This window comes from Rhodobacter capsulatus (assembly GCF_005144475.1).
In the GTDB taxonomy this organism is placed as follows: Bacteria; Pseudomonadota; Alphaproteobacteria; order Rhodobacterales; family Rhodobacteraceae; genus Rhodobacter; species Rhodobacter capsulatus_C.
This window is the reverse complement of the sequence record NZ_SWJZ01000009.1, coordinates 1-22,767: the sequence shown is the minus strand read 5'-3', so window position 1 is coordinate 22,767 and position 22,767 is coordinate 1. Positions and strand designations below refer to the sequence as shown.

The 22,767-nt window shown below is 64.3% G+C and carries 26 protein-coding genes and 3 pseudogenes; 9 read left to right on the top strand and 20 right to left on the bottom strand.

All coding sequences use genetic code 11. The annotated features are described in order from the left end of the window. Positions 1 to 3: 3 nt before the first annotated feature. The 12 genes from FBT96_RS02805 to FBT96_RS02750 form a co-directional block, all read right to left on the bottom strand. The gene (locus tag FBT96_RS02805; protein WP_136904864.1) at positions 4 to 936 is read right to left on the bottom strand and encodes an IS110 family transposase; all 933 of its coding nucleotides are present in this window, start codon (positions 934 to 936) and stop codon (positions 4 to 6) included. A 203-nt stretch (positions 937 to 1,139) separates the two neighbouring features. Further along, positions 1,140 to 2,468, bottom strand: coding sequence for a TrbI/VirB10 family protein (locus FBT96_RS02800; RefSeq protein ID WP_136904863.1), 1,329 nt, complete (start codon positions 2,466 to 2,468; stop codon positions 1,140 to 1,142). Beyond that, on the bottom strand, positions 2,465 to 3,178 hold the full coding sequence (locus FBT96_RS02795) for a TrbG/VirB9 family P-type conjugative transfer protein (RefSeq protein WP_169583143.1): 714 nt from the start codon (positions 3,176 to 3,178) through the stop codon (positions 2,465 to 2,467). Before FBT96_RS02795 ends, FBT96_RS02800 begins: the two co-directional genes overlap by 4 nt. Then, on the bottom strand, positions 3,175 to 3,822 hold the full coding sequence (locus FBT96_RS02790; RefSeq protein WP_136904862.1) for a virB8 family protein: 648 nt from the start codon (positions 3,820 to 3,822) through the stop codon (positions 3,175 to 3,177). Before FBT96_RS02790 ends, FBT96_RS02795 begins: the two co-directional genes overlap by 4 nt. Positions 3,823 to 3,848: 26 nt before the next feature. Next, complete coding sequence (locus tag FBT96_RS02785; RefSeq protein ID WP_136904861.1) at positions 3,849 to 4,646, bottom strand: type IV secretion system protein; 798 nt, start codon at positions 4,644 to 4,646, stop codon at positions 3,849 to 3,851. Continuing rightward, positions 4,643 to 5,809 carry a lytic transglycosylase domain-containing protein gene (locus FBT96_RS02780; RefSeq protein ID WP_136904860.1) on the bottom strand — a complete coding sequence of 389 codons (1,167 nt, stop codon included), beginning with the start codon at positions 5,807 to 5,809 and terminating at the stop codon, positions 4,643 to 4,645. The genes FBT96_RS02785 and FBT96_RS02780 overlap by 4 nt, the downstream gene beginning before the upstream one ends. A gap of 4 nt (positions 5,810 to 5,813) precedes the next feature. Continuing rightward, positions 5,814 to 6,029: a hypothetical protein gene (locus tag FBT96_RS02775; protein ID WP_136904859.1), complete on the bottom strand. Its 216-nt coding sequence runs from the start codon at positions 6,027 to 6,029 to the stop codon at positions 5,814 to 5,816. Next, positions 6,026 to 8,422: a VirB4 family type IV secretion/conjugal transfer ATPase gene (locus tag FBT96_RS02770; protein WP_136904858.1), complete on the bottom strand. Its 2,397-nt coding sequence runs from the start codon at positions 8,420 to 8,422 to the stop codon at positions 6,026 to 6,028. The genes FBT96_RS02775 and FBT96_RS02770 overlap by 4 nt, the downstream gene beginning before the upstream one ends. Next, positions 8,412 to 8,690 carry a type IV secretion system protein VirB3 gene (locus FBT96_RS02765; protein WP_018065947.1) on the bottom strand — a complete coding sequence of 93 codons (279 nt, stop codon included), beginning with the start codon at positions 8,688 to 8,690 and terminating at the stop codon, positions 8,412 to 8,414. The genes FBT96_RS02770 and FBT96_RS02765 overlap by 11 nt, the downstream gene beginning before the upstream one ends. Before the next feature lie 9 nt (positions 8,691 to 8,699). Further along, positions 8,700 to 8,990, bottom strand: coding sequence for a TrbC/VirB2 family protein (locus FBT96_RS02760; protein WP_136904919.1), 291 nt, complete (start codon positions 8,988 to 8,990; stop codon positions 8,700 to 8,702). A 20-nt stretch (positions 8,991 to 9,010) separates the two neighbouring features. Continuing rightward, positions 9,011 to 9,688, bottom strand: a complete 678-nt coding sequence (locus FBT96_RS02755) for a lytic transglycosylase domain-containing protein (protein ID WP_346655932.1) — start codon at positions 9,686 to 9,688, stop codon at positions 9,011 to 9,013. 46 nt (positions 9,689 to 9,734) lie between these two features. Next, entirely contained in the window at positions 9,735 to 10,094 is a 360-nt protein-coding gene (locus tag FBT96_RS02750) for a hypothetical protein (RefSeq protein WP_136904857.1), read from the bottom strand. A 312-nt stretch (positions 10,095 to 10,406) separates the two neighbouring features. Here FBT96_RS02750 and FBT96_RS21555 point away from each other — a divergent pair, with 312 nt between their 5' ends. Continuing rightward, positions 10,407 to 10,565: an RNA-binding protein gene (locus tag FBT96_RS21555; protein ID WP_394347651.1), complete on the top strand. Its 159-nt coding sequence runs from the start codon at positions 10,407 to 10,409 to the stop codon at positions 10,563 to 10,565. A gap of 67 nt (positions 10,566 to 10,632) precedes the next feature. Here FBT96_RS21555 and FBT96_RS21165 read toward each other — a convergent pair whose 3' ends face one another. Next, positions 10,633 to 11,163 carry a hypothetical protein gene (locus FBT96_RS21165; protein ID WP_249306223.1) on the bottom strand — a complete coding sequence of 177 codons (531 nt, stop codon included), beginning with the start codon at positions 11,161 to 11,163 and terminating at the stop codon, positions 10,633 to 10,635. Between the two features lie 42 nt (positions 11,164 to 11,205). Next, a pseudogene (locus tag FBT96_RS21160) lies at positions 11,206 to 11,319 on the bottom strand (hypothetical protein); the annotation flags it as partial. An 809-nt stretch (positions 11,320 to 12,128) separates the two neighbouring features. On the opposite strand from FBT96_RS21160, the gene FBT96_RS21155 reads away from it, so the two are divergent. Both FBT96_RS21155 and FBT96_RS02730 read left to right on the top strand, forming a co-directional pair. Further along, entirely contained in the window at positions 12,129 to 12,794 is a 666-nt protein-coding gene (locus FBT96_RS21155) for a hypothetical protein (protein ID WP_136904856.1), read from the top strand. A 239-nt stretch (positions 12,795 to 13,033) separates the two neighbouring features. Further along, positions 13,034 to 13,876, top strand: coding sequence for a hypothetical protein (locus FBT96_RS02730; protein ID WP_136904855.1), 843 nt, complete (start codon positions 13,034 to 13,036; stop codon positions 13,874 to 13,876). Between the two features lie 127 nt (positions 13,877 to 14,003). Here FBT96_RS02730 and FBT96_RS02725 read toward each other — a convergent pair whose 3' ends face one another. Continuing rightward, positions 14,004 to 14,339, bottom strand: coding sequence for a YnfA family protein (locus tag FBT96_RS02725; protein WP_136904854.1), 336 nt, complete (start codon positions 14,337 to 14,339; stop codon positions 14,004 to 14,006). Between the two features lie 213 nt (positions 14,340 to 14,552). Between FBT96_RS02725 and istA the strand changes: the two genes are divergently transcribed. From istA to cobF, 3 genes are read left to right on the top strand one after another with little or no spacing between them, the layout of a single operon-like run. Continuing rightward, complete coding sequence (gene istA / locus FBT96_RS02720; protein WP_249306242.1) at positions 14,553 to 16,040, top strand: IS21 family transposase; 1,488 nt, start codon at positions 14,553 to 14,555, stop codon at positions 16,038 to 16,040. After that, positions 16,037 to 16,768 carry a uroporphyrinogen-III C-methyltransferase gene (cobA, locus tag FBT96_RS02715; protein ID WP_136904852.1) on the top strand — a complete coding sequence of 244 codons (732 nt, stop codon included), beginning with the start codon at positions 16,037 to 16,039 and terminating at the stop codon, positions 16,766 to 16,768. Before istA ends, cobA begins: the two co-directional genes overlap by 4 nt. Beyond that, positions 16,761 to 17,525, top strand: coding sequence for a precorrin-6A synthase (deacetylating) (gene cobF, locus FBT96_RS02710; RefSeq protein ID WP_136904851.1), 765 nt, complete (start codon positions 16,761 to 16,763; stop codon positions 17,523 to 17,525). Before cobA ends, cobF begins: the two co-directional genes overlap by 8 nt. A gap of 137 nt (positions 17,526 to 17,662) precedes the next feature. Here cobF and FBT96_RS02705 read toward each other — a convergent pair. The 5 genes and pseudogenes from FBT96_RS02705 to FBT96_RS02685 all read right to left on the bottom strand — a co-directional run. Continuing rightward, a pseudogene (locus FBT96_RS02705) lies at positions 17,663 to 17,767 on the bottom strand (IS5/IS1182 family transposase); the annotation flags it as partial. Positions 17,768 to 17,875: 108 nt separating this feature from the next. Beyond that, on the bottom strand, positions 17,876 to 18,085 hold the full coding sequence (locus FBT96_RS02700) for a DUF1403 family protein (RefSeq protein ID WP_136904850.1): 210 nt from the start codon (positions 18,083 to 18,085) through the stop codon (positions 17,876 to 17,878). Positions 18,086 to 18,156: 71 nt separating this feature from the next. Further along, positions 18,157 to 19,287 carry an NnrS family protein gene (locus FBT96_RS02695; protein ID WP_136904849.1) on the bottom strand — a complete coding sequence of 377 codons (1,131 nt, stop codon included), beginning with the start codon at positions 19,285 to 19,287 and terminating at the stop codon, positions 18,157 to 18,159. A 3-nt stretch (positions 19,288 to 19,290) separates the two neighbouring features. Next, positions 19,291 to 19,953 (bottom strand): iron-sulfur cluster repair di-iron protein, encoded by a 663-nt coding sequence (ric, locus tag FBT96_RS02690; RefSeq protein WP_136904848.1) that lies wholly within the window; start codon positions 19,951 to 19,953, stop codon positions 19,291 to 19,293. A gap of 15 nt (positions 19,954 to 19,968) precedes the next feature. Continuing rightward, the gene (locus tag FBT96_RS02685; RefSeq protein WP_136904847.1) at positions 19,969 to 20,358 is read right to left on the bottom strand and encodes a UbiD family decarboxylase domain-containing protein; all 390 of its coding nucleotides are present in this window, start codon (positions 20,356 to 20,358) and stop codon (positions 19,969 to 19,971) included. Positions 20,359 to 20,556: 198 nt separating this feature from the next. On the opposite strand from FBT96_RS02685, the gene ubiT reads away from it, so the two are divergent. The 3 genes and pseudogenes from ubiT to FBT96_RS02670 all read left to right on the top strand — a co-directional run. Further along, entirely contained in the window at positions 20,557 to 21,006 is a 450-nt protein-coding gene (gene ubiT, locus FBT96_RS02680; protein WP_136904846.1) for a ubiquinone anaerobic biosynthesis accessory factor UbiT, read from the top strand. Then, positions 21,006 to 21,983 (top strand): ubiquinone anaerobic biosynthesis protein UbiU, encoded by a 978-nt coding sequence (ubiU, locus tag FBT96_RS02675; protein WP_136904917.1) that lies wholly within the window; start codon positions 21,006 to 21,008, stop codon positions 21,981 to 21,983. Before ubiT ends, ubiU begins: the two co-directional genes overlap by 1 nt. Positions 21,984 to 22,035: 52 nt before the next feature. Continuing rightward, positions 22,036 to 22,653 (top strand): annotated as a pseudogene (locus tag FBT96_RS02670) (U32 family peptidase); the annotation flags it as partial. Positions 22,654 to 22,767 lie beyond the last annotated feature (114 nt).

The window sequence follows — 22,767 nt, the reverse complement described above, 5'->3', positions numbered from 1 at the left end:
TGATCAAGCACGGGCGTCAGCCCAAGTGCGGTCGTCGCGTACGAGCGCGTTGGCGAGGATGACGAGTTTGCGCATGACCGCAGTGATCGAGACCTTCCACGGTTTTCCGGCTCCAATGAGGGCTTCGTGTATCTGGCGCAATGGCGCGTTGAACCTCGTCGCGATGAGCGCCGGCATGAACAGCATCGTGCGGATTGTCTGGCGACCGCCGCTGATCCGAGCCTTGCCTTTCCACATGCCAGACTGTCGGGTGATCGGCGCGAGTCCCGCGAGGCTGGCGACCTCCTTGGCGTTCATGCTGCCAAGTTCAGGCATCTCGACGATCAGCGCGATGGCGGCGACCTGGCCGATCCCGGGAATGGAGAGAAGAATCTCATAACGGCGCGCGAGCTCCGGATCGGCTTTGACGTAGCGCACCAGCTCTGCGTCGATCTGGGCGATCTGCGTCTTGATCTGGCGGTAGCGCGCGTTCAGCTGCGAGATGATCACCTTGCACCGCGCTGTCGCCAACCGATTCCGGCACGCTGTCCGGTCTTTGATCAGGCCGACGCGCGCGACGTGCAACTCCTTGATTTCCATGAGTGCATTCGACCGGGCCGGGCTGGCTTCGAGGTTGAGCACTGCGCCCATCCGTGCGAGAAGCTCGGCATCGACGCGGTCGGTCTTGGCGGTCTGGCCCGTTGCCTGCGCGAAACGGCGCGCCCGCGTGGGGTTCACCTTCACCAAGCCATGGCCTGTAGCGGCCAAGGCTTGTTCGAGGTCCCGATGGTAGGGACCGGTCGGCTCGTAGATCACCCTGACGGGTGTTTTCCCGAGCCACTTCGTCAGTGCCTTGAGACCGGCGGCATCGTTGGAAAACTGCTCTCGTCGCCCGTCCGACATGCGAAACGCGTCGAGTGTCGCCTTTGAAATGTCGATCCCTACCGTGTTGTTCAACTTCGTCTTCCTTATCTTGTTATGCGGGGCAAAGTGCTGAAACCTTCCCCAGGTATCCGTTCAGGACATGCGAAACTGCAGGGGTGATCCCACTTCTGATCGGCCCAATTCGACCATCTCCAGATCGATCCGTCCCCCGCTGCCGACCGGGTTGATTTGCCCGGTCGGCAACCCCCGCAAACTGTGTGAGAGCTGGGGTCATCCTAAAACAAAATCTCCAGATCGCGGTCGACCATGACCGTTATCCGGGTGCCCTGATCGACATGGATCACGGGACGGATCGCCAGATAGTCCTGCATCACGCTTTGCGTGCTGTCGCGCAGGTCCGTGCCCACATCGCTCGCGATATCGGCAGCAGCCTCATCCTCGATCTGTCCAGCGGCGGCCGCAGGCAAGGCCCCGATCAGCGAGATCAGCGTGGCCGAGCCAAAGCGCTGCGCGAAGCGGGTGTCGACAAAGCCGGTGGTGCCGGTGCGGCCGAGCTCGTCGCCACCATAGGCACTGATTTCCACGGTCTGGTTGTCGGGCAGGATGATGCGGTCCCAGGCCACCATGACCCGCGACTGCGCGAGCGCCACATCGGAGCGATAGCGCCCTACGAGACGCGCGCCGCGCGGGATCAGGACACGCGTGCCGTCGAAGGAATGGACGTCCTCGGAGACGATGGCGCGGATCGCGCCGGGCAGCGTGCTGTCCAGCGCCGTCTCGGTCACGGCCTGGATCATCGTGCCCTGCACGACGGTGTTGCCGGGGTTCACGATCACTTCGGCCCGCGTCACCGGGGCGGGCCTTGCGCCTGCGCGGACGAAGGCTTCGTCTTCATTCAGGCGCGCGGCCTCAATGCTGTTCTCTTGGTCGGTCCCTGCCCCCATCCCGGAAAACGCGATCATGGGCGACGCGATGCGTTCGGCCCGGGCCTCCGCTTCGGCGATGCGGCGGCGCTCAAGTTCGGCGAGCCGCAGCTCTTCCTCGTTCGGCCCGAGGTCCGTCGGCTCAGGCGGGGTCAGCCGCGCGACCTCGAGGTCCATGCGCAACTGGTCAAGCTCGCGGTCGCGTTCGGTCAATTGCCGCTCGAGCGCGCGTTGCGCCTCGGTCGAGGCCTCCTGCAGCGCCGCGATCTGCGCCGTGAGATCGGCGATGGCCTGCTCCGCGCCGCTGTCTGATGCCTCGACAGGCCGCGCGCGCAGGTCTTCGAGTTCCGCGCGGAGCGTCGCGAGGCTCTCCGTCAGCGCAAGTTCCGACGCGGAAGGGCCGGTCTCGGCCGGTGGCGGCGGCGCAGGCTCGGCGACAGGCATGGGTGCGAGGTCGCCGAAGCCCGATCCCGTAGTCTGGAACTCTTCGGGGGCCGCGGTCGGCAAGGGCGCTTCCGGTGATGGCTGAAGGGCGGCCCAAGCAAGCCCCCCCACGGCCAAAATCCCGGCCACGCCAAGAATCGCCGTTAGCGGGGATGGACGTGTGACCGCCCGCTTCTTGTCGCCCGTCGCTTCAAGGGCCGCGAGGCGCGCGGCCAGGTCTTCGGTGTCCTGGCTCATGACGTGGGTCCGCCCACATCCTGAACACAGACCTCGTCTTCGCCGAGGCGCAGGACCCATTGGCGGTTCACGCCCGAGACACGGATGACGCCGTCCTCGAGTGCCGTGCTGTTCACCGCCCGCTCGCCACCATTGGCATAGCGGAAGATCGCCGGGACCGGCGCGTTTCGCGCGAAGCGGAAATACGTGAATGTGCCGTCATCCCAGACGGCCGTCGGTGTGAACTCCTCGCTTGCGCTGACGGCATAGTTCGCGTTCGGCGCATCAGCGGCGACCGCCCGGGTTGGCTGAACGCGGCTCTCGGGATAGCGGAACTGCACGACATAATGCGGGGTCTCGCGCGCCTCGACCACGTGGAAGTAGTAGGAGCGGCGGTTCGTGTAGACCGTGATGTTGGTGGCCACACCCGAGGCTGCAGGCTTTATCGCGAAAGCCCGCCCGCCTGGCACGCCGTCGAACTGGAAGCCGACTGTGTCGCCCGCGATGATCGAACGGATGGTCTCGCCCTCACCGAACTCGACGGTGGTAACGCGGGTCAGGGTGGTGACAACGCGGTAGACCTGCCCCTCGGTCCAGGTCGCGATCCGGACGCGGTTGTCATGGGGTCCGGGGCGTGGCGTGGTCTCGGCCGAAGCTGCGAGTGAAGTGAGCGCCAGGGCACTGGCGACCAGCAGGGCGTGCACGGAGGTACGGACGAAAACGGAGGTCATTCGGAACGGTCCGATCGGATGGCATATTGGGTGACGGTGAAGCCGAAGGGGTTTTGCCAGACGTCGTCGATCGTGCGGGTCCGTTCGGGTTGGAAGGCAAACATGAGCGTGGCGGTGAAGGAACCGTCCTGCGCCCCTTGCGGGCTTGTCAGGCGCTTTCTGAGGCGCACCTGCGCGCGGTTTTCACCGATGAGCGTGATTGAGGCGATCTCGACAGCCATCTCTGCCGCAGGACCATATCGCGTCGGCGGATAGCTCTCCTGCCCGGAGGTCCACATGGCGCGCATGCTGGCCTCGGCCGCCCCGGTGGATTGCGCCAGCACGCGGCGCACGCGCAGGTCGTTATCGAGTTGGTTGTAGGCCTCGCGATCAAGGATGTAGCGGTAGATCTGCGCCTCGATGATGGCGGGTCGCTCGGCAAGCGAGACCGTTTCGACCGTGGCGTTCGGCAGAGCGAGACCCGTTGCAGGATCATAGGGCACGACGACCGGCGGGGGCGTCTCGACCATCAGGGCGACGGCGGCGGCCGCAAGGCAGCCGAAGACACCGAAGCCCGCTCCGCCAAGTCCGATCATCCGCCAGAGCTGCTCCCGGCGCAGGGCGCCATGGATCAGTTCCTCTTCGACGAGTTCCCGCGTGCTCATACCTGCCGTCATGTCTGGAGCCTTGCTCATGGCGCGAGGCTCGGCAGGGTGAAGTCCATGTACCGGCGCTCTTCGGCGACGGTGGCGGCATCCACCACGCCCGCATTGCCTGCGCCGAGGGTCTGGATGGCTTCAAGTTCCCACATCCGCGTCATGGCGATGGCGAGTTCCGCCGTAACACGGGTGTTGTGGTCCATCGACGCCTTCAGGTCCTCCATGTCGGGGATAATCGCGACGAGCTGTTCGACACGTTCGAGGGATTGCGCTGCCTCTGCATGGCTGTTCTGGGCCGCCGCCGACATCACAGCGCCGGTCGTGGCGCGGGTGGCGACACCTTCAGCGCCGGGATTGCCGCTCGTGGCGATCTCGCGCAGCGAGTCCTCGTCGAACCCGGCACTGGCAAGGGCTTGTTCCATCTGCGTGCGCAGGGGACCTGCGTTGGGGCCGATCAGGCTCGACCAGTCGCCCGCCTGGATGCCGCGGATCAGACCAGGGATGTCTTCGAAATTGGCCTGCAGGAGGCCGTCGAGATCGCCGCCCATGGCGAGACCGAGGATACTGCGCGGCCCGGTGAGCGAGGCATACATCTCGTTCAGCTGATCGAGCTGGCCTTGCAGCGTCTCGAGCTGCGCGAGCGCATTGTCCAGAAGATCGGTCTGGATCCCGAAATCTTGCAGCATCTGCTGAAGCTGGCGGATTTCCTGGGCGATGTTCTGGGTATCGACCGTGGGCACGCCCTGTGACGCGACGGGACCTGCAAAAGCGAGGCCAAGCGCAAGTGTCGCGGCACCGGTGGCAAGGGAACGGGACATGCGCTTGATCATCGCAAACTCTCCAAGGTGAAATCCATGAACTGCCGCTCGGCGGCTTGGGCGGCGGCCATGGCGAGTTGTTCCTCGCTCAGCGGCTGGGTGTGGGCGGCCTTGATCCGGGTGCGGATCGCGACCAGCCGGGCCAACTCGGCGCGCGCATAGGTGTTGAGCGCGATGGCCTCATGCAGGTCTTCGGTCTCACCGATGCGGGTGATGATGTCCTGCACGCGCAGGGCGGCCGCGCGAACCGAGACCAGCGAATAGTCCCCGTAGACACCTGCCCCATGGGCCGACAGGCTGAAGCTCGCGTTCGCCAGAAGGACTGGATCAATCGTACCGAGCGCATCGATGCCGCCCACGGCGGCAAGGTAGCTGTTGTATTGCTGCGGGATCACCACCACGTAGTGCTGGGTCTCCGCGAAGGGCGGGACGCCGCCGTAGTCTTGCACGTTGCCCGGGCCTGCGTTGTAAGCGGCAAGCGCATGGATGATGTTGCCATCGAACATGTTCAGCATCATCGCGAGGTATCGCGCGCCGCCGGTGACCTGCAGGTACGGGTCGTCGTAATAGGCGGGGTTGATGCCGAGATCGCTTGCGGTGGCAGGCATGATCTGCGTGAGCCCGAAAGCCCCGGCGGGTGAGCGCGCACCAATCTGGAACCGGCTCTCCTGCCAGATCAGCGCCTGCAGAAGACAGCGCCACTGCACCAGAGACAAGCCAGCGCGGCTCACCCCGGGCAGGCTATGTGTGTCGCGCGCGGCGCGGATGATCAGCTCTTCGATCCCTTCCCGGGCATCGCCAAACATCCGGGCTGCAGCCGGATTGTTGTCCTCAGGCGCGTAGAGGCTGGCTGCGGCGCTCTCGACATCGTCAACAGCCCCCTGTCCCGTCTCGAGCCCTGCCACGGTGCCTGCGACATCGCCTGAGCCGAGGGACATGGCATCCATCAGCCCTTCGAGGGAGGCGAGTTGCTGGCGTTCGATCTCGGCCAGTTCCTCTTCGCGGGTCAGTCGGTCTTGCTGCAGCGCTAGGTCCTGATCGGTCTGTTCGAGGATTGCCTGTCGTTCAGCAAACAAGCGCAGATCGAAGGTCGGCACGCCTTGAGCGTTGGCTGGCCCGGCCGTGGGACCTGCCAGCGCAAGGCCAATCATCGAGAGGGGGAGCCAGCTCCGCATCGGCTTAGCCGCCCGCCCTCAGCAGCACGAAATCGCAAGCCGTGTCGCGCCGCGTGACTTCCGCCCCCATGGTCGAGATCGTGGTCATGGCAGTTCCTGCCTGCGCAGGGGCCTCGCGGAAGTTGAAGCAGTTGGCCTGCGCGGGATTATGCTGGGCACAGGCTGTCAGGGTCAGGCCGAGCCCAAGCAGCACAACGCTGCGCGTGATGGTACGGGTCATGTCACTCTCCAGAAATCAGGGCGATCGCGGTAATCGGAGCCAACAAGAGCCTCGCCCTTCTCCATGCCGCCAAGGATGGTCACGAGGGGACCGAGGGCGCTGAGATCGGCGTCGATCACCACCGCGCCACGGTCATCGCGCACGAGCGCGAGGCGAGAGGCGGAGCCGACGCCCAGAAGCACGTCGAGTTCTTTCTCGCTGAGGCCGAGCATCGCGTAGTCGGCGGCCGAGGCGCGGATGTTGGGCAGGAGCACCTGCGTCGGCACGGCTTCCACGATGGTCTTGCCGGTCCGGGTGCGCTCGAGCTGGCTGGCATACTGGGTCATCATCACGACGACCGCGTTCTGCTTTCGCGCGGTAACCAGCCAGTTCGAGAGCCGCTCCGCGAAATACGCGTTGTCGAGGGCCTTCCAGGCCTCGTCGATCACGATGATCGTGGGCTTGCGATCCTCGATCACCCGCTCGACCCGGCGGAAGAGGTAGGACAGGACCGCCATGCGTTCCCGTTCGCTCTCGGAGTCGAGGATGCCGGTTAGATCGAATCCCGCGACATCAGCGTCGGTGCTGCCCCCGATTTGGAACGTGTCGTTTGCGTTCGCCCCGAAAATCCAGCCGTAGCGGCCCTCGGCGGTCCATTCCTGCATCCGCTCGAAGAGATCGCCGTCGTCATCGGTCGAGACGAGGAGCGAGGCGAAGTCCGACCAGTTCCTGAGCCCCGCATTCCCGGCGCTTGCGTTCTGGCGCACGACCTCCTGCAGGCGGTTGGTCTGCACCGGGGTCAAAGGCCGGTCGCGGCGCTCGAGGAGGCTTGCGAGCCAGTCAGCAAGCCAGGCCTGACCTCGGGCATCAATGTCGGTCTGCAAGGGGTTGAGCCCCGTGGGCCGTCCGGCGCGCACGGTCGAATAGCTGCCGCCAAGCGCGCGGACGGCCATTTCCATGCCGGCGCGGTAGTCGAAGACGAAGAGCCGGGCACCTGCGCGCCGGGCCATGGTCATGAGGAAAGCCGCGAGCACGGATTTGCCCGACCCGGGGCGGCCGAGGATCAGCGTGTGCCCGCCTGTGGGCTCACGGTCCGGCGCCCCCTCTTCGTGGAAGTTGAACCGGAACCCGCTGCGCTCTGGCGTCGGGAAAAGCGTGATCGGCACGCCCCACGGCACTTCCCGGCCAATCTTGCCGAGCGGCGTGCGATGGAAGGTGGCGAGATCCGCGAAGTTGTGGTTCGTGATCGCGGCCTTGCGGCTCCGCGCCCCGGTGTTGCCAGGATGCTGCGCCATAAAATGCGCCCGCGCCCCGAAGGCTTCTGAGATCAGGTTGATGCCGGAGGTGGCGGAGATGTTGCGGATTTCGGCCGCGATATCGTCGAGCTGGCCTCTGGTGCGCGCATAGACGGCCACCGTCATATGGTGTTCACCGAAGATCAGGCGTTTCGATTCCAGATCGTCCTGTGCGAGTTCGAGTTCCTGCGCGAGGCTGACGGCCCCGTCATTGGCGGCCTGCATCAGGCGCAACTGCCGCTTGATGCGACCCGCCATAATGTTGGCATTGATCGGCACAAAGGAGTGTGTGACCACCATGTCGACGGGCAGGTTCAGCTCGTCGAGCATCAGGCTGTCGGTCTTGGCGGGGTAGTTCTTCACTGCGAAGATCGTGCCGAGCTTGTCGCCGACGGCACCGTCAGAGAGCGCGATGGTCGTGCCGCGGAAGGTGACGCGGGTATTGGCAACATCCTCGGCGATCACGCCGAGGCGCGATCGCGGGTAGAGCGGATGCTCCTCGCCTACGTTGAGCGAGCCGAGGAAGCCCAGAAGCTCGCCAGTGCTGGCGGCAAGGAGGCGGGGTTTCAACTCATCGAAGGATGACAGGAGAAATCCCACGACCTCGTCGAGCTTTCGCAAGCGCCGGGTCGTGTCGGCTGCATGCCGGGCGCGTCCCGCGCTCAGGCCGAACGGCAGACGGCTGCCGGTCTCCGGGCGCTTCAGCACCGTCAGGGTCAGTGTCTTGTCGCGCAAGCCCGACCAACCCAGATGGGCCTGCCAGCGTTGGTCAACGGCGGCGGCGAACCCTGCGCCCGGGATGGGCGGCAGGGTCACATCGACCGCTTTCGAGACCTTGTGCAGGTAGAAGGAAAACCCCGTCCCGACCTGCGCAACGATGCCCGCCAAGAGCCCGCCGATTCGGTCGAGATGGGCGTCCTCGCTCGTGGTGCTGTTCACCCCTTCGAGCCGGATGCATTGCATCAGCTCGTTGCCGCGCGTCCGGATCGTCCGGTCGGTCACAAGGCTGACGTAAGGCAGCATGGAGGAGAGCCGTTTCTCGCCCATGACCCATGCGGGCAGCGCGGTCAGCGGATCGAGCGCGTCGGCCACATCATCGGCAACTCCATCACGGGGCATAGCTGTCGCCCCCATGGAGTTTGCGGTTCGTTGTAGGCGGGGTTTCCTGCAAGGTGATGACCAGGACGTCGAGAAAGTTCGGATCCCAGTCCGCGGCTTTCCAAAGCGCCGGCCAGGCCAGCCCCGCGAAGACGGCCACCACCCAGCTCTGGACCCAGAGGAACAGGAGCGTCGAGCCGAAGAGCCAAACCATGGCGTACATGATCGGCAAGCCCATCAGCTTGGGTGGCCTGAGAAGGCCGATGAACACGCGGGACTGGTCGGACATCGGTTTGGCTCAGGTCGTCCAGATGGCGGCGACGATGGTGGGCGCTGCAGCGATGCCCGCGATCGCGACCACGACCCAGAGCGCTTGGCGGAAATCGAGGATGCCGAAGAGCCAGGAGAGGAACACGCCGATCAGCGCGAGCGTGCCGATCACGATGCCCAAGGGGCCGGTGATCGCATCGACGATGCCTTGCAGAAGGGTTTGCACGGGCGACAGATCGATGCTTTGGGCCAGCGCAGGGCCTGCCAGCACGATGAGGGCGGTTGCGCCGAGCGCGACAATGGCCCGCGCGCGGAGCACGCTTTGAAGATTCTTGGACGTCACGAAAGGTCTCCTCTCAGCCGCTGGAACACGGCTGTCACACGGGCCACATGGCCTTGGGTTTCTCGAAAGGGGGGAATGCCGCCATGGCGGGTGACCGCATGGGGACCGGCATTGTAGGCCGCGAGCGCCAGCGCTGGATCGCCGAACTGCTCGAGCATCATCAGAAGGTACCGCGCCGAGCCGTCGAGGTTCTGGGCGATGTCATGGGGATCGACGCCGAGATCGCGGGCGGTGTCGGGCATCAACTGGCCAAGCCCGATGGCCCCGACCGGGCTCAAGGCGCCGGGATTGTAGGCGCTCTCGACCTCGATATTGGCGCGATAGAACAGCGTCCAGTCGGTGACCGACAGACCCGCCTGGCGCAGGGCGTCATGGCTGCCGTAGCGCAGTGCCGTGGTTTCGATAGCGTGGAGGATTTCGGGGGAGGCGCGGCCAGCACGCGGGGTAACCGCTGCGGCAGCCGTCACATCGTTCAGGGGATCATCATCCCCACGGGACTGCGGTTCTGCAAAAAGAAAGAGACGATCTGAAAGAGGCCCGTTCTGGGCGTCGTCGCCGCCGGTGAACGAGCGCAGGCTGCTCGTAGTCTCGGCGGTGTCGATCAGTCGACCGTCGGGACTGACCTGGAAGATAAAGCCGCCGGCACTCGCGAGAGTTTCGGCGGCCAAAGGCATTGAAGAGGCGGCGGTACCTAGTAGAAAGACGAGCGCAAACGCGCAGTCAGTTGTCCTTGACCAAAACCGGGCCGGTCCTTGGCTCGGATGTCCGTCCGGGGGCTGCGTGATGCTCGCGGGCACCCTCGACGAGCGGGATGCTGGCGGTCGTGCAGCCCATGTCGGCAAGGAAGCTGACAAGGCCGACGATGGTCTTGAAATCGCGCAGCTTGAGGACGCTACGGCTGGTGACGAGCATCTTGTCGTCGCGCCCGTCCGGGGCAACGGCCCGGATGACCCAGGCGCCGTACCAACTGTTGTGGCGCTTCTCGGCCCCTTCCTTGCAGACCACCTCGATGAGGTAGCCTTCGGCAAGGAGGCCGCGCAGTCCATCTTCTGTAACCACATTCGGGGCTTCTTCTATCATGGCCTTCCCTTGGGTCCTTCTTCTGCCTGAGGTGCAGTCTCGGGCCCACGGGGTCGCAACACCGTGGGCGATACAATACAACATGAACGATAGCAAGACAATTAAAACGACTTGACAAAGATCGCCTTGCTCCGATAACGATGATAGCTGACAAAATCGTGATCTTAAAGGCGGCAAAGGAGTTTTGCCCTGCACATGACCTGTGCGTGCAACATCCCTCTGGTGCTGCTGATCACGTTTAGTGTGGCGGTGGGGCCGGCCCATGCCTGCACTCCGCCCGAGCGGCCGTTCCTGCCTACGTCACGAGAGGACATGCGCGCCTACGCGGATCTGATCCGGGGGGATTTCGAAGCCTACATCACCGAGGTGCAGGATTACTTCCGCTGCCTCGATGATGAACGCGCGCGGGCTTTTGTTGAGGCCAGGGAGGTGAGCGAGGAATACGGGCGGTTCGTGGACGCCTTGGAATAGTGGACTTCCCTTCTACCGGACCACCACGAAGATGGGCCGCGCTACGCCTGTTGCGCTCCTGCGAACCTCAGCCCTTGTGGTCGGGAAACAGCCCCGGCATCCACCGCCCAGCATACTTTGCAGGGAAAGCCAGCTTCAGCGGCGCACGGGTCGATATCGACGACAGAGCACCCGCCTCCAGAAGCGCGGATGTTACCCGTCGCGCAGTGCGGTCGCTGGTGCCAAGGATGGTCTCGACCTCTCCGCGCTCGATTTGCCCCTGATAGAGCACAGCCTTCAGCACGGTATCGGCTTTTGGTGGCAGCGCTCCGGCACGCATCCCTTCTTCTGCCCAGATCAGGATGCGGTCGCGCAGCAGGTCCGGTCGCATCAGGCTTTCCATGAACTCTACCTGGTCAACGCAGGTGCGCAGGAAGAACTGCGCGAAGGAGGCAAGCGCGGCCTCGCTGAGCGTGCCCCGTCCGTCACGATCGCCACGGCGGGGGCCGTCACACGCGGCGAGGTGTTCCTTGTAGGCTGCCTCTTGTCGCGCAAGCCCGCGCGCCACGGACCACAGTCCCCGCGTGTCCAGGGTTTTTCGCAGCATTGCGTAGGACATCAGGCGGGCAACGCGACCATTCCCATCAAGGAAGGGGTGCACCCAGAGAAGCCTGTGATGGGCGCAAGCCGCAGCAAGGATCGGCTCGATCCTGCCGGGAAGGCTGTAGGCTTTGTGCATCCGCTCCAGAAAGCGGGGAACAGCACCAGGGCTGATGGCGACATGGCGCCCGACTTCAACGTATCGGTGCGCAGTTCGCCAGGTACTATCGGGAATTTTTCACCTGTCTTTGGGCTTGCGACGAAGAGAAGCTCGGACGGCAAAAGCTCACAAAACCGTCGATGTAGTTCGATGACCGACGCGGGCGCTGTTGGTGGTTCGGCCATGCCATCTTCGTCGATCCATTTCTGAACGGCGATATGCGCCTTCGCTTCTAGCTGAAGGTTTCGCCTCGATGGATCGGCACTGTAGTCGTTCCGCATCGCACGTTCGATGTCGACGGGATGGGTGTCATGCCCCTCGATGAGGTTGCTATAGTAACAGTTCATCGACCGCACGAGATCGGCAAGCGCCTCGGCCATTGAAGCGGGCAAGCTGCTGCGGAAGCCGGCGGACTTCTCCGCCAACTCGAGCACGAGATCATTCAAGCCTGCGCGGGCGAGAGAGCCCTCCGAGACCATGAGTGGCTCGAACAGGCCTACCGTCTCTCCATCGTCGCGAACCATCGAATGACCTTCTTCTTGGCCGCTTCACTAGCCGTGCGAACTTCCATCGAAAATAATTCTTATCATAGTATTGCGTGACACGATACGGAAAACGTGCCCGATGACTTGGCCGGTTTAATGGCCGCTTACGCGTGGATCGTGGATGTAAGTGCTCAATCGGTGCGTCGAAGCGAAATCAGGCTTTGGGCGGGCATCTACGACCACCGCCTCGGGACGACATCGCAGCCGATGCGCTGAAATTTCCTTGCTATCGGTAGTGTTGTTTTGTATCGCCGCACTATTATAGCGGGAGTCGGCGTCATGAAGCACAGGAAGCACAGGGTCCGGACCGCGGCGGCTGCCGCGGCCATCACCGTATCGAGCCTCGGAGGTTCGGTCGAGCCGGCGCAAGCCTATCAAGTCGACTGCGCCATCCTTCTCTGCTTGGCAGGTGGCTGGCCGGCATCTGCACCTTGTGCCCGTGCACGCGCGGTCTTCACCCGTCGGATCACGCCCTGGCCGATCGAACCGCCGTTACAGATCTGGCGCTGTCCGATGGGGGCGTCGTTCACCGCCCCTGCCCCGCTTTCGCCGATGGAGCGTATGTACGACATCGTTTTCCGGGACGGGCCTCAGCTCAGCGTGCCGCGAGATCCCCTGCCTCTGGTCCGGGTCCAGTCTGACGAACGCGCTGACGTCGACATCTCGGGTGATGCCTTCGACTTCGTGCGCAGCATCCGCGTGTTTCACATCCAGTTCAGCCAGCGCCAGAACCGAGACGGCGACTGCATCACATCGGACTCCACGCGCCTCGGCTCCTACGGGGTCCAGGGTGACTATCACTGGACCAGATCCAGCGTTGCCCAAGTCCCGCCCGCCTCCGATCTGCCCACTACCGGACACTGCAACTGGGTGAGCTACCGCTCGGTCTTCGTCGACTGGCGCGATCATGAGGGCAACTACGGCTTCGAAGAGGTCCGCTACTGAATTTGCGCGGGCCTGCATCAGGCAGGCCCGCCTCCGACACAACTTGCACCGGAGACTGTGCACCGAACCCGAAAAGGGAAACGACGCCAGACCGTAAAGCCTGACGCCGCGCTAGAAGAACCCGTGAACAAGGATCTTCTAGCGCAAAGTCCAAACCTCTGCAACCGGCAAAGTTGTTTTGCTGGCAAGAATGTTGTTTGCGCTCGGCATGGGGTCGTCTCTCACAGGAGACACCGACCATGGAACCCACGACCGGCCTGATCCTGCGACGGATCACACAGACAGATCTATCCGTATCCGCCCACAAGCTGGCAACCGTGATCCTCGACGCTATCGCGTGGAAAGAGGGCTACAACGGGTTGCCGCGCGGGACGGCCGCATTCACCCTCACCGATCTCGCGTCCAAAATGAGCATCTCGCGCCAGTACCTGACCGAACTGCTGGCGGAACTCGAGGCGTCCGAGTTGGAGCTGAGGCGAGAGAAGCCAAACGGCAAGTTCGCCCCCTGGCTCTTCCGTTTCGCTGCCTTTGACGCCGAGGGGGAAGATCAGGATATTGAGTCAGGCACAGGCGACACATCACTATCTAGAGATAAAGATAACAAAACTGTATTCTCAGGACAGATCACTATTGGCGCTGGCTCGAACGTCTTCCAAACCTGTTGGGCCGAGTTGATCAAGGCGGCAAAGAAGGCCCTGCCCTGCTGGAACGTCGACACGCAGGTGATCTGGGACCGCTTCCTGGCCTTCAACCGGTCTCGCGGAAACGACAAGGTTCCTGCCGGGTTCCTCCTTGGGTTCATGCGTCGCTGGCGAACCTCACCCGGCACGGTGAGCCGATCGGAGGCACCGCCTACGTCGGAGAGAGCGCTCGATCCACGAGAGCGGGAGCTGCACGACCAGATCAAGGCTGCGCCCAGTGGGAACCGGCAGTTTCACGCTTCAGACCTGTGTCGGCTCATCGGTCAGACAGCCTACGAGGCTCGGGTCATGGAGATCATCAGCCAGTTCGGATGTCCAAGGTTTGCAGCAGTTCTCGCCGTGCACGGACGCGCTGTCCTAGCCGGCGAAATTCAGCGGTAGTACGCCCCGTGCATCATCTTCGAGCGTCACGATGTGTGGAGTTTGCCACGGCAGGACTTGGGCCGATCCAGATGATGGTCATCCCGTCTGGGCGTTTTCGGTCGACGAACTGGTCAGACAAGAAAGATCACGCACTTCGAGGGGCAAACAGGATGAGTGCTGCACCGAGCAAACAGAGCATAGCGCCGCTCATGTCCCACGTATCAGGCCGCTGCTTTTCGACAAGCCAAAGCCAGAGGAGCGAGGCCGCGATGTAGACGCCGCCATAGGCCGCATAGGCACGCCCCGCGAAATCCGATGGGGCAAGGGTCAACAGCCACGCAAAAACGGCAAGGCTGACGAGGCCTGGCAACAGCCGGAGAGGGCTCGCCCCTTGCCGCATCCAGGCCCGGACGGCGAAACAGCCAAGGATCTCGGCCAGGGCCGCTCCGGCGTAAATGGCGAGTGTGGCAGGGGCGGTCATGACGACACTTCGCTTTCGGGATGGCGGTGATCGGTAAGCGTCCGGCCTGACCGCCCTGCCGCGTGGTGAGAGAGGCGGATAGTGTCCACAATCGATAGTGGACTGTTGATTTCCACTGAGAACTGACCCGGGTAGGCGGATAATTTCCATTGAGATTTGACCCATGTGACCCTCCCCCGAGCGAAGAGCGAGGGGGTCAAAGGAGTGATCGACATGGGACTACTCAACGTGATCCGGAAGCTGCGCCTACGTCAGGGTTTGGCGATCCGGGAGATCGAGCGCCGCACCGGAGTGTCGCGCAATACCATCAAGAAGTATCTGAAGGCTGATGTGATCGAGCCCAAGTTTGCGACGCCGGAACGGTCGAGCAAGCTTGATCCATTTGCCGAGACGCTGGCAGGCTGGCTTAAGACCAATGCGAAGAAGGGACGCAAAGATCGGCACACGCTGAAGAAGATGCATGCCGATCTCGTCGCTCTTGGCTTCACCGGCTCCTACAACCGGGTGGCGGCCTTTGCACGGCAGTGGCGTGCCGATCGTCAGCGCGACGAGCAAACAACGGGGCGCGGCACCTTCGTCCCGCTGGCTTTCCGCCCGGGCGAGGCGTTCCAGTTTGACTGGAGCGAGGACTTTGCGGTCATCGGCGGCGAGCGGATGAAGCTGCAGATGGCGCATATCAAGCTGTCTCACAGCCGGGCCTTCCTTCTGCGGGCCTATCCCTTGCAGACCCATGAGATGCTGTTCGACGCGCACTGGCATGCGTTCCGGGTGTTCGGCGGCGTGCCAGAACGCAGGATCTACGATAACATGAAGACGGCGGTGGATCTTGTGGGCCGCGGTAAGGCGCGGCAGGTCAATATCCGCTTTTTGGCCATGGCGAACCACTATGTCTTCGAGCCAGATTTCTGCAATCCGGCAGCAGGGTGGGAGAAAGGGCAGGTCGAGAAGAACGTCCGCGACTCCCGTCATCAGATGCTGCAAGGCATGCCGGACTTTCCCGATCTTGCCGCGCTGAATGACTGGCTGGAACAACGTTGCGTCGCGCTGTGGCACGAGACCGCACATGGCACGCTGTCTGGAACAATCGCCGATGTCTGGGCTGAGGAACGGGCAGCCTTGATGCCCCTGCCAGTGGCCTTCGACGGCTTCATCGAGATCAGCAAGCGCGTCTCGCCCACCTGCCTGATCAGCTTTGAACGCAACCGCTACAGTGTTCCAGCATCATTTGCGAACCGGCCAGTCAGCCTTCGCGTCTACCCCGACCGGCTGGTCGTGGCTGCGGCGGGCCAGTTCCGCGCGGGTTTGACAACCTTTGCGCAGGCGCGGCCGGTGCATGGCGAATGCGGCGGCTATATGGCCTTGGGTGCTGGGTTGGTGGCCGCCGATGGCACGCACCACCAGATGGTGGGTCTTTTGGGGTTAGAAACCAGCTTTGCCAAGCGGCGCATGCATCTGGGCTACCGCCTTGCACGGCCCCTACACCCCTTGCCGGGACAGCTGGGGATGGCGGTGCTGCGCGGGCATGAGTTCCACTATGCCACCATCCTGAGTCAGCCCGACCCCGTCCTTGCTGCGGTAGAAGATGCCAATGGTGATGCGGTCCCCGAAACCGGTTCCTGCCGCCAAACCTCTGGCGGCGCGCGCGTCAGCGGCACTTTCTTTCACCTGATCTCTCCTGCCAGCCCAAAGGTTTCCCCATGAGCGGCTTTGTCTCTTTCATCTCCTCTGGCCCCGGCGACCCGGAGCTTTTGACGCTCAAAGCAGCACGGCTTTTGTCGCAGGCCGATGTCATCTTATTCGATGATCTGTCGGCTGGCCCCATCTTGTCCCATTGCCGGGCCGAGGCCGATCTGATCGCGGTCGGCAAACGGGCCGGGCGCTTGTCGCCCAAGCAGGATCAGGTCAGCCGGCTTCTGGTCGATCACGCGCTGACCGGTGCCAAGGTGGTGCGGTTAAAATCCGGCGACAGCGGCATCTTTGGCCGTTTGGAAGAAGAAATCTCCGCCCTGAACGCAGCAGGGGTGGGGTTTGAAATCGTGCCGGGCGTGCCTTCGGCCTGTGCGGCGGCGGCAGCGGCGGGCATCCCTCTGACGCGGAGGCTGACCTCGCGCCGGGTGCAGTTCGTGACTGGCGCCGATGTGACGGGTGATTTACCTGAGGGGCTAAACTGGGCCGCACTGGCCGATCCGGCGGCTACCACCGTTGTCTTCATGGGCAAACGCACCTTCCCGGTTCTGGCCGCGGGGCTGATGGCACGCGGCTTATCCGCCGATACCCCTGCCCTTGTGGCCGAGGCCGTCGGTCATCCCGAACAGCGCCTGACTTGGTCCACCATCGGAGCCTTGGGCGCAGTGATCGCGGCTGAGGCGGGCAGCGGTCCGGCGGTGATCCTATACGGCCCTTTGATGGAAGGCTCATCCGATGATTGACCTGACCCTGATCGGGATCGGTACGGGCAATCCCGAACATGTGACTTTAGAAGCGGTCAAGGCGATGAACAGCGTCGATCTGATCCTCATCCCGCTTAAGGGCGAGGACAAGGCCGATCTGGCCGGGCTGCGCCACGAAATCTGCCGCAACTGTATCACCAATCCGGCGGTTCGGATTGAAACATTTGATCTGCCAGTGCGCGACCCCGAAACGCCAGACTACCTGCGCCGCGTCAAAGATTGGCACGACGAGATCGCAGCGGTCTGGGCCACGGTGATTGCTGGTCATCTGGCGCAGGATGGCGGGGCAAAGGTGGCGTTTCTGGTCTGGGGCGATCCGTCGCTTTACGACAGCACTCTGCGCATCGCCGAGCGGCTCGGCCGTAGAATGCCCCTGCGGCTGAAGGTCATACCCGGCATCACCGCCATTCAAACACTATGCGCAGCGCATGGAATTCCGCTGAATGACCTTGCCGCCCCCGTCGCCATCACCACAGGCCGCCGGCTGCGCGAAACCGGCTGGCCAGAGGGTGCGGCTACGGCTGTTGTCATGCTGGACGGCGGCTGTGAGTTTGCCGCGCTCGACCCGGCTGGGGTAGCAATCTGGTGGGGGGCCTATGTCGGAATGCAGAACCAGATTCTGCTGTCCGGCTCCTTGGCCGAGATGTCCGATCTTATCGTCCAGACGCGCGCCAACGCGCGGGCTGAGCATGGCTGGATCATGGATATCTATCTGATGCGGCGCACAATTCCCTAGCAACTGTGTTCACCTATCAGGCTGGGTCTGCCACGGGATGCCTGTTTTGAGGATGGCGTTTGCGATTGTAACTAGTCTGCGGGGGCTTTGTTGCGCTATTAGCGCTGAGGCCGGAGGTGTCCCTTTCCCAGATATCTTCAGCGCATGCGGACGGTCTCGGGCGTGCCGAGCGATGTGAAGCGGTTCATGAGTGCGATGCGGATTTGAACCTCTGCATCCTGCCTGTCGAAGTCTCGAGGCATTTGAGATCATGGTGCGCGCCACCACCTGGCCCGAGATCGAAGGCGAATGCGGATTGCCGCGCAAGGCGCTTGAGGCGGCAGCACGGACGTATGCCAAGGCAAAATCGGTCATCGCCATCTATGGTCCCTTCGCCCCGCCATTGCAGTGCAGTTCCCGGCCGCCGCCAGGGCCAGACGATCGCGCCAAAGCGCCAGAGGCACATCCCCCGACGCCGTTGCCTGACCCAGATGCGCCAGCGCGGCCCCGGACCAGAAGGCCGCCGCCTCCGGCGTCTCGGACGGCGCAGAGACGATCCAGCCCGGCAGCCGGGGCAACATCCGGGATGTCCGGCGCTTTCCCACCAGCGCAGGTCCGGCCCGGCCGCCCGACGGAACGGGTTAAGTAGGTTTCATTCACGCGGAGAGCTTCCAGCCGCCCGGCCCGCGCTGAGGATCGGGCGATTGAGCGGTCGGTAGAACGCCTGGGTGGCTGCGATGGCCGAAAGTGTCCACCCTGCGCTCCAGCAGAGGGCCGAGGGCGCGAGCGCGGTCAGGGTCAGGCGCAACACGGCGGTAAGCTGGATAAGGACGAACGCGGCACACAACAACGGTCCGGGACGCAACTCGCCCGGTTCGCGGCGCATCCAGGCCCGCGCCATGACGGCCAGGATCATACTTCCCATCAACCCCGTCGTCAGGGCATGGACGGCCGTGGCCATCGGCAGCCCGTGCATTCCAAGCAGCCCGGCCCCGACGAGCCCCAGGCCCAGCGGCAGCCAGAGCCAGGCACAAAGCAACAGGGCAATGTCCCGGTGGCCGCGCAGGAGCGGAGCCATATCCCACCGCCGCATCCGTGCCGCCTGCCCGAAGGCCGCAGCGAGAAGCAGCGCGCCGACCCCCTTCTCTCCAGCCCCGGCAAGGTGCAGCGCCAGCGCCGAGGCCAGCGCCCCGTCGGCCAACCGGTTGTCCCACGGCATGCGCCGACGCGGCTTGCGGTCATTGGCGCGGGCCGCCAGGAAAGCAGGTATGATCCGCCCTCCGACAACCGCGACCACGAACGTCAGGCCCAGGACGGCGGTCAGGCCGTCGGCAGCCAGACGCAGCCGGACCGCAATCAGCAAAAGGACAAGAGGTGCCAGCGCGATCGGCAGGCGCGACCACGCCCCGGCCCGTCCGACCGGAAGGACCAGGCAAAGCGTCAGCCCGAAGGGATAAAGCGCAAGCCCGGCCAGTGACACGCCATCGGGCTGGCAGCTTCCTCCCGCCAGCCGCCCGATCACCCAGGCTGCCACCAACGATAGGGTCGCGAGCGGCGGTACGCCGGACACGGACATTCCTGCGTCCTTCAGCCAATGCGGCAGGGCGGTGAGCAGATAGCCCCCCATCGCCGCGCCGACAAAGCCCAGCATCAGCTCTTGCTGGTGCCAGGCGGCCGGGTCGCAGGACAGCCCGGGCCAGAGCCAGACCAACGGAACCAGCCCGGCCCAAAGCGCCGCCAGAAGGAATAACGGCAGATGCGGCGCGCGCCAGGCCCCGCTCACAGGTCAGGCGGCAGCGTCGAAGCGGGGGAACAGCACTTCGTTCTCGAGGTGCATGTGGACCACCAGGTCGCCGCTGAACTTCTTCAACCCGGTGTAGAGCGCAGTCCATGACCGGCAGGCCCCCTCGGGCAGGGTCAGGCCATTGGTCACATGCTCGACCTTGCGCAAGAGGCCGGCGGCCGTGTCATGTTCGTGGCGCATGGCCGCTATGGGGTGCTGGATCGCCGGATGGCCGCCCTGCCGCATCATCGGGAACAGAACCTGCTCTTCCTTGGCCATGTGGCTGTCCAGCTCATCCCGCAGGGTCAGGAGCGCCTCAGTCAGCCCGATCGGGGCTTCCTCGTGGTCGCCATGCACGGTCACGACCTTCTGGGCCAGCGGGATCAGCCAGTCCATCTCGACCCGATGGGTCTCGTGGTAGCGGGTGAGAATGTGGTCGATCAGGGGCAGTGTTTCAGTCGGGGCCTCGCAACGTGCAGCCGCTTCCAGGAGGGTGAGCTCGTTTAGCAGCAAGTCGACGGCAATGCCCTGCTTCGCTGCCGCTTCCGCAAGCGACAGCTTGGCGCCACAGCAGAAGCTGATGCCGTTTTGCCGAAAGACCTCGGCTGCGCCTGGCAGGGTTCCGGCGATGTCGCCAACAAGGGCGGAGGGGGAGAGTTCGGTCATCTTGAGGGTCCTTGCTCAGGAGTCCAAGCGCTTGCCCGGGGGGGTGCGATTCGCAGCAGGTCGACCGCCCGAGCGGCGACCTGTGCAGTGATCTGGGCCGTCGTCTCGGGCCGCAGGCAGGAACTGACCAAAGGCGGGAACCTCGTCCAGGCGCAGACTCAGGCCCGCCGCCACTCGCGACGGTGTGCCGAAGAGGTTGGAAACGACCGGCATCCGCGCCCGCTCGCCCCCGCTTTCCGCTGTCTCGAAGCGCAGCACCGGCCCGCCGGCCCGCAAAGCCGCCAGCTGGACCGCGGCCATTTCGTGCCGGATGTCCACGGGCGCGACGATCCGCGCCAGTTCACCGGCCGCCTCGGCATGGGACAGGAACGCACGAAGATCGTGAAAGACGGGCAGGCTGCGCATCGCGGGAGAGTCCTTTGCCAAGGCGATACCGCGACGCCGCAGCAGGAGACTTGACTATTATCAAACCACCGTGGCGGCCCTCCGCCTATCAGGGGGTGATCCGATCAAGGAACGCACGATGCCCGACCCCCTGCCACGCCTGCCCCACGTCATTGGTCTGGCGGTTCGTCCCTTGCCGCGCTGCTGCCCCTGAATCTGATGCTGTCCCGCCTGACGCGGCGCCTTGTGTCCTCGCATCCGTCGATGCTGCGGCGCCTCGACGACCACGCGTCCCGCCGGTTCCTGATCGACCCGGTGGACCTGCCTTGGGCTCTGCTCCTGCATCCGCAGACCGCGACGATGACTGCCCATCCGCGCAACCGGCCGCCGGCGCATGACGCGCGCATTGCCGGAACCCTTTCGGCATTCCTTGCCATGTTGCACGGGGCCGAGGATGGGGACGCGCTGTTCTTCTCGCGGGATATCACGGTCGAAGGCGACACGGCCGCAGTCCTCGCGCTCCGCAATGCGATCGACGACGCCGAACTCGACCTGACCGAGGAGCTTGCCGCGCTTTCCGGGCCCATGGCGCATCGCTTGCGCCGGATGCTGACACGGGCGGAGCGCGCGACCGGACCGCATCTGCACCGGATCGGAGATCCGCAATGATGGAACTGGTCTGCCCGGCAGGCACTCCCGCTGCCCTGCGTGCCGCCGTCGAGGCCGGTGCCCATTCCGTCTATTGCGGCTTCAACGACGAAACGAATGCCCGCAACTTTCCGGGGCTCAACTTCTCGCCCGACGAACTGGCCGAAGCGGTGGGCTTTGCCCATGGGCGAGGCACGAAGGTGCTCGTTGCGATCAACACCTTTCCCCGCGCGGGGGCAGAACCCCTTTGGCACCGGGCCGTGGCAAATGCCGAGACCGCCGGCGCAGATGCGGTGATCCTGGCTGACATCGTCCTGCTCTCCCATGCCGCCGAATACCACCCCACCCTGCGCCGCAATCTCTCGGTGCAAGCGGCCGCGGCCAACCCGGACGCGATCAACCTATATGCTAGCGCCTTCGGGGTCCGCCGCGTTGTCCTGCCACGCGTGCTGACAGTCGAGGAGATCGCCGCCATCAACCGAGAGATCGACGTCGAGACCGAAGTCTTTGTCTTCGGCGGCCTTTGCGTCATGGCCGAAGGACGCTGTTCGCTGTCCTCCTTTGCAACCGGCCAGTCTCCCAACATGAACGACGTCTGCTCGCCCGCCAGTCACGTCGCCTATGCCGAGGAGGGACACGAGCTGGCCGCACGCCTGGGGGGCTTCACCATCCATCGCACCCCCAAGTCCGCCCCGGCCCCCTATCCCACCCTCTGCAAGGGCTGCTTCACCTCCGGGAACCAGACCGGCCACATCTTCGAGGACCCGGTCTCGCTGGACGCCACGCACCTGATACCGCGCCTGGCCAAGGCCGGGGTCACTGCGCTGAAGATCGAAGGCCGCCAGCGCAGCCGGGCTTACGTCTCGCAGGTGGTGCGCGCCTTCCGTGCCGCGGTCGAGGCGCAGGATGCAGGCCTTCCCCTAGGCGGCAGCACCCTCTCCCGGCTGACCGAGGGCCAGGCCGCGACCGCCGGCGCTTATGCCAAGACCTGGAGATAGCCGCATGGATCTGACCGTCGGCCCCAACTTCTTTTTCTAGCCCGCCGAGAAAGTGCGCGCTTTCTACCGCGACCTTGCCCCTGCACCAGTCGCCCGCGTCGTGCTTGGGGAACTCGTCTGCTCCAAGCGTCTGCCTTTCTGGCAGGGCGAGGTTCCGGGTGCCGTCGATAGGCTGGTGGCTGCGGGCAAGGAGGTCGCCATGACCTCGCTGGCCCTGATCACGTTGAAGCGCGAGCGGAAACTGACCGCCGAATTGCAGGACCTCGATCTGCCGGTCGAAGTCAACGATGTAACCGCCCTGGCCCATGTGCCAGAGGGTCGTCCGTTCTGGGTCGGCCCCCTGGTGAATGTCTACAATGAAGGCACCATGCGCTGGCTGATCCGGCGCGGCGCGCGGCGCGTCTGTCTGCCGCCAGAACTTGCGCTCGCCTCCATCGCGGTGTTGGCTCGGGTGGCGGGTGACCACGGCGTTCCGGTCGAAGTCTGGGGCCACGGTCGCCTGCCGCTGGCGATTTCGGGCCGCTGCTACCATGCGCGGCTGCACGACCGGTCAAAGGACAGCTGCCAATTCGTCTGCGAACAGGATCCGGACGGCCGCGAAGTCGAGACTCTGGATTGCCAGCCGTTCCTGGCGGTGAACGGGGTGCAGACGCTCAGCCAGTCGACGGCCAGCATGGCTGTCGCGTAGCCCTTAAATCGGCTCTGCCTCAATCTGTGTGGCGGAGGGGCAGCATTCTTGCCCTCAACAGTTCTGGCCCGGCTCGGCCGTACATGGCGCGTTTGA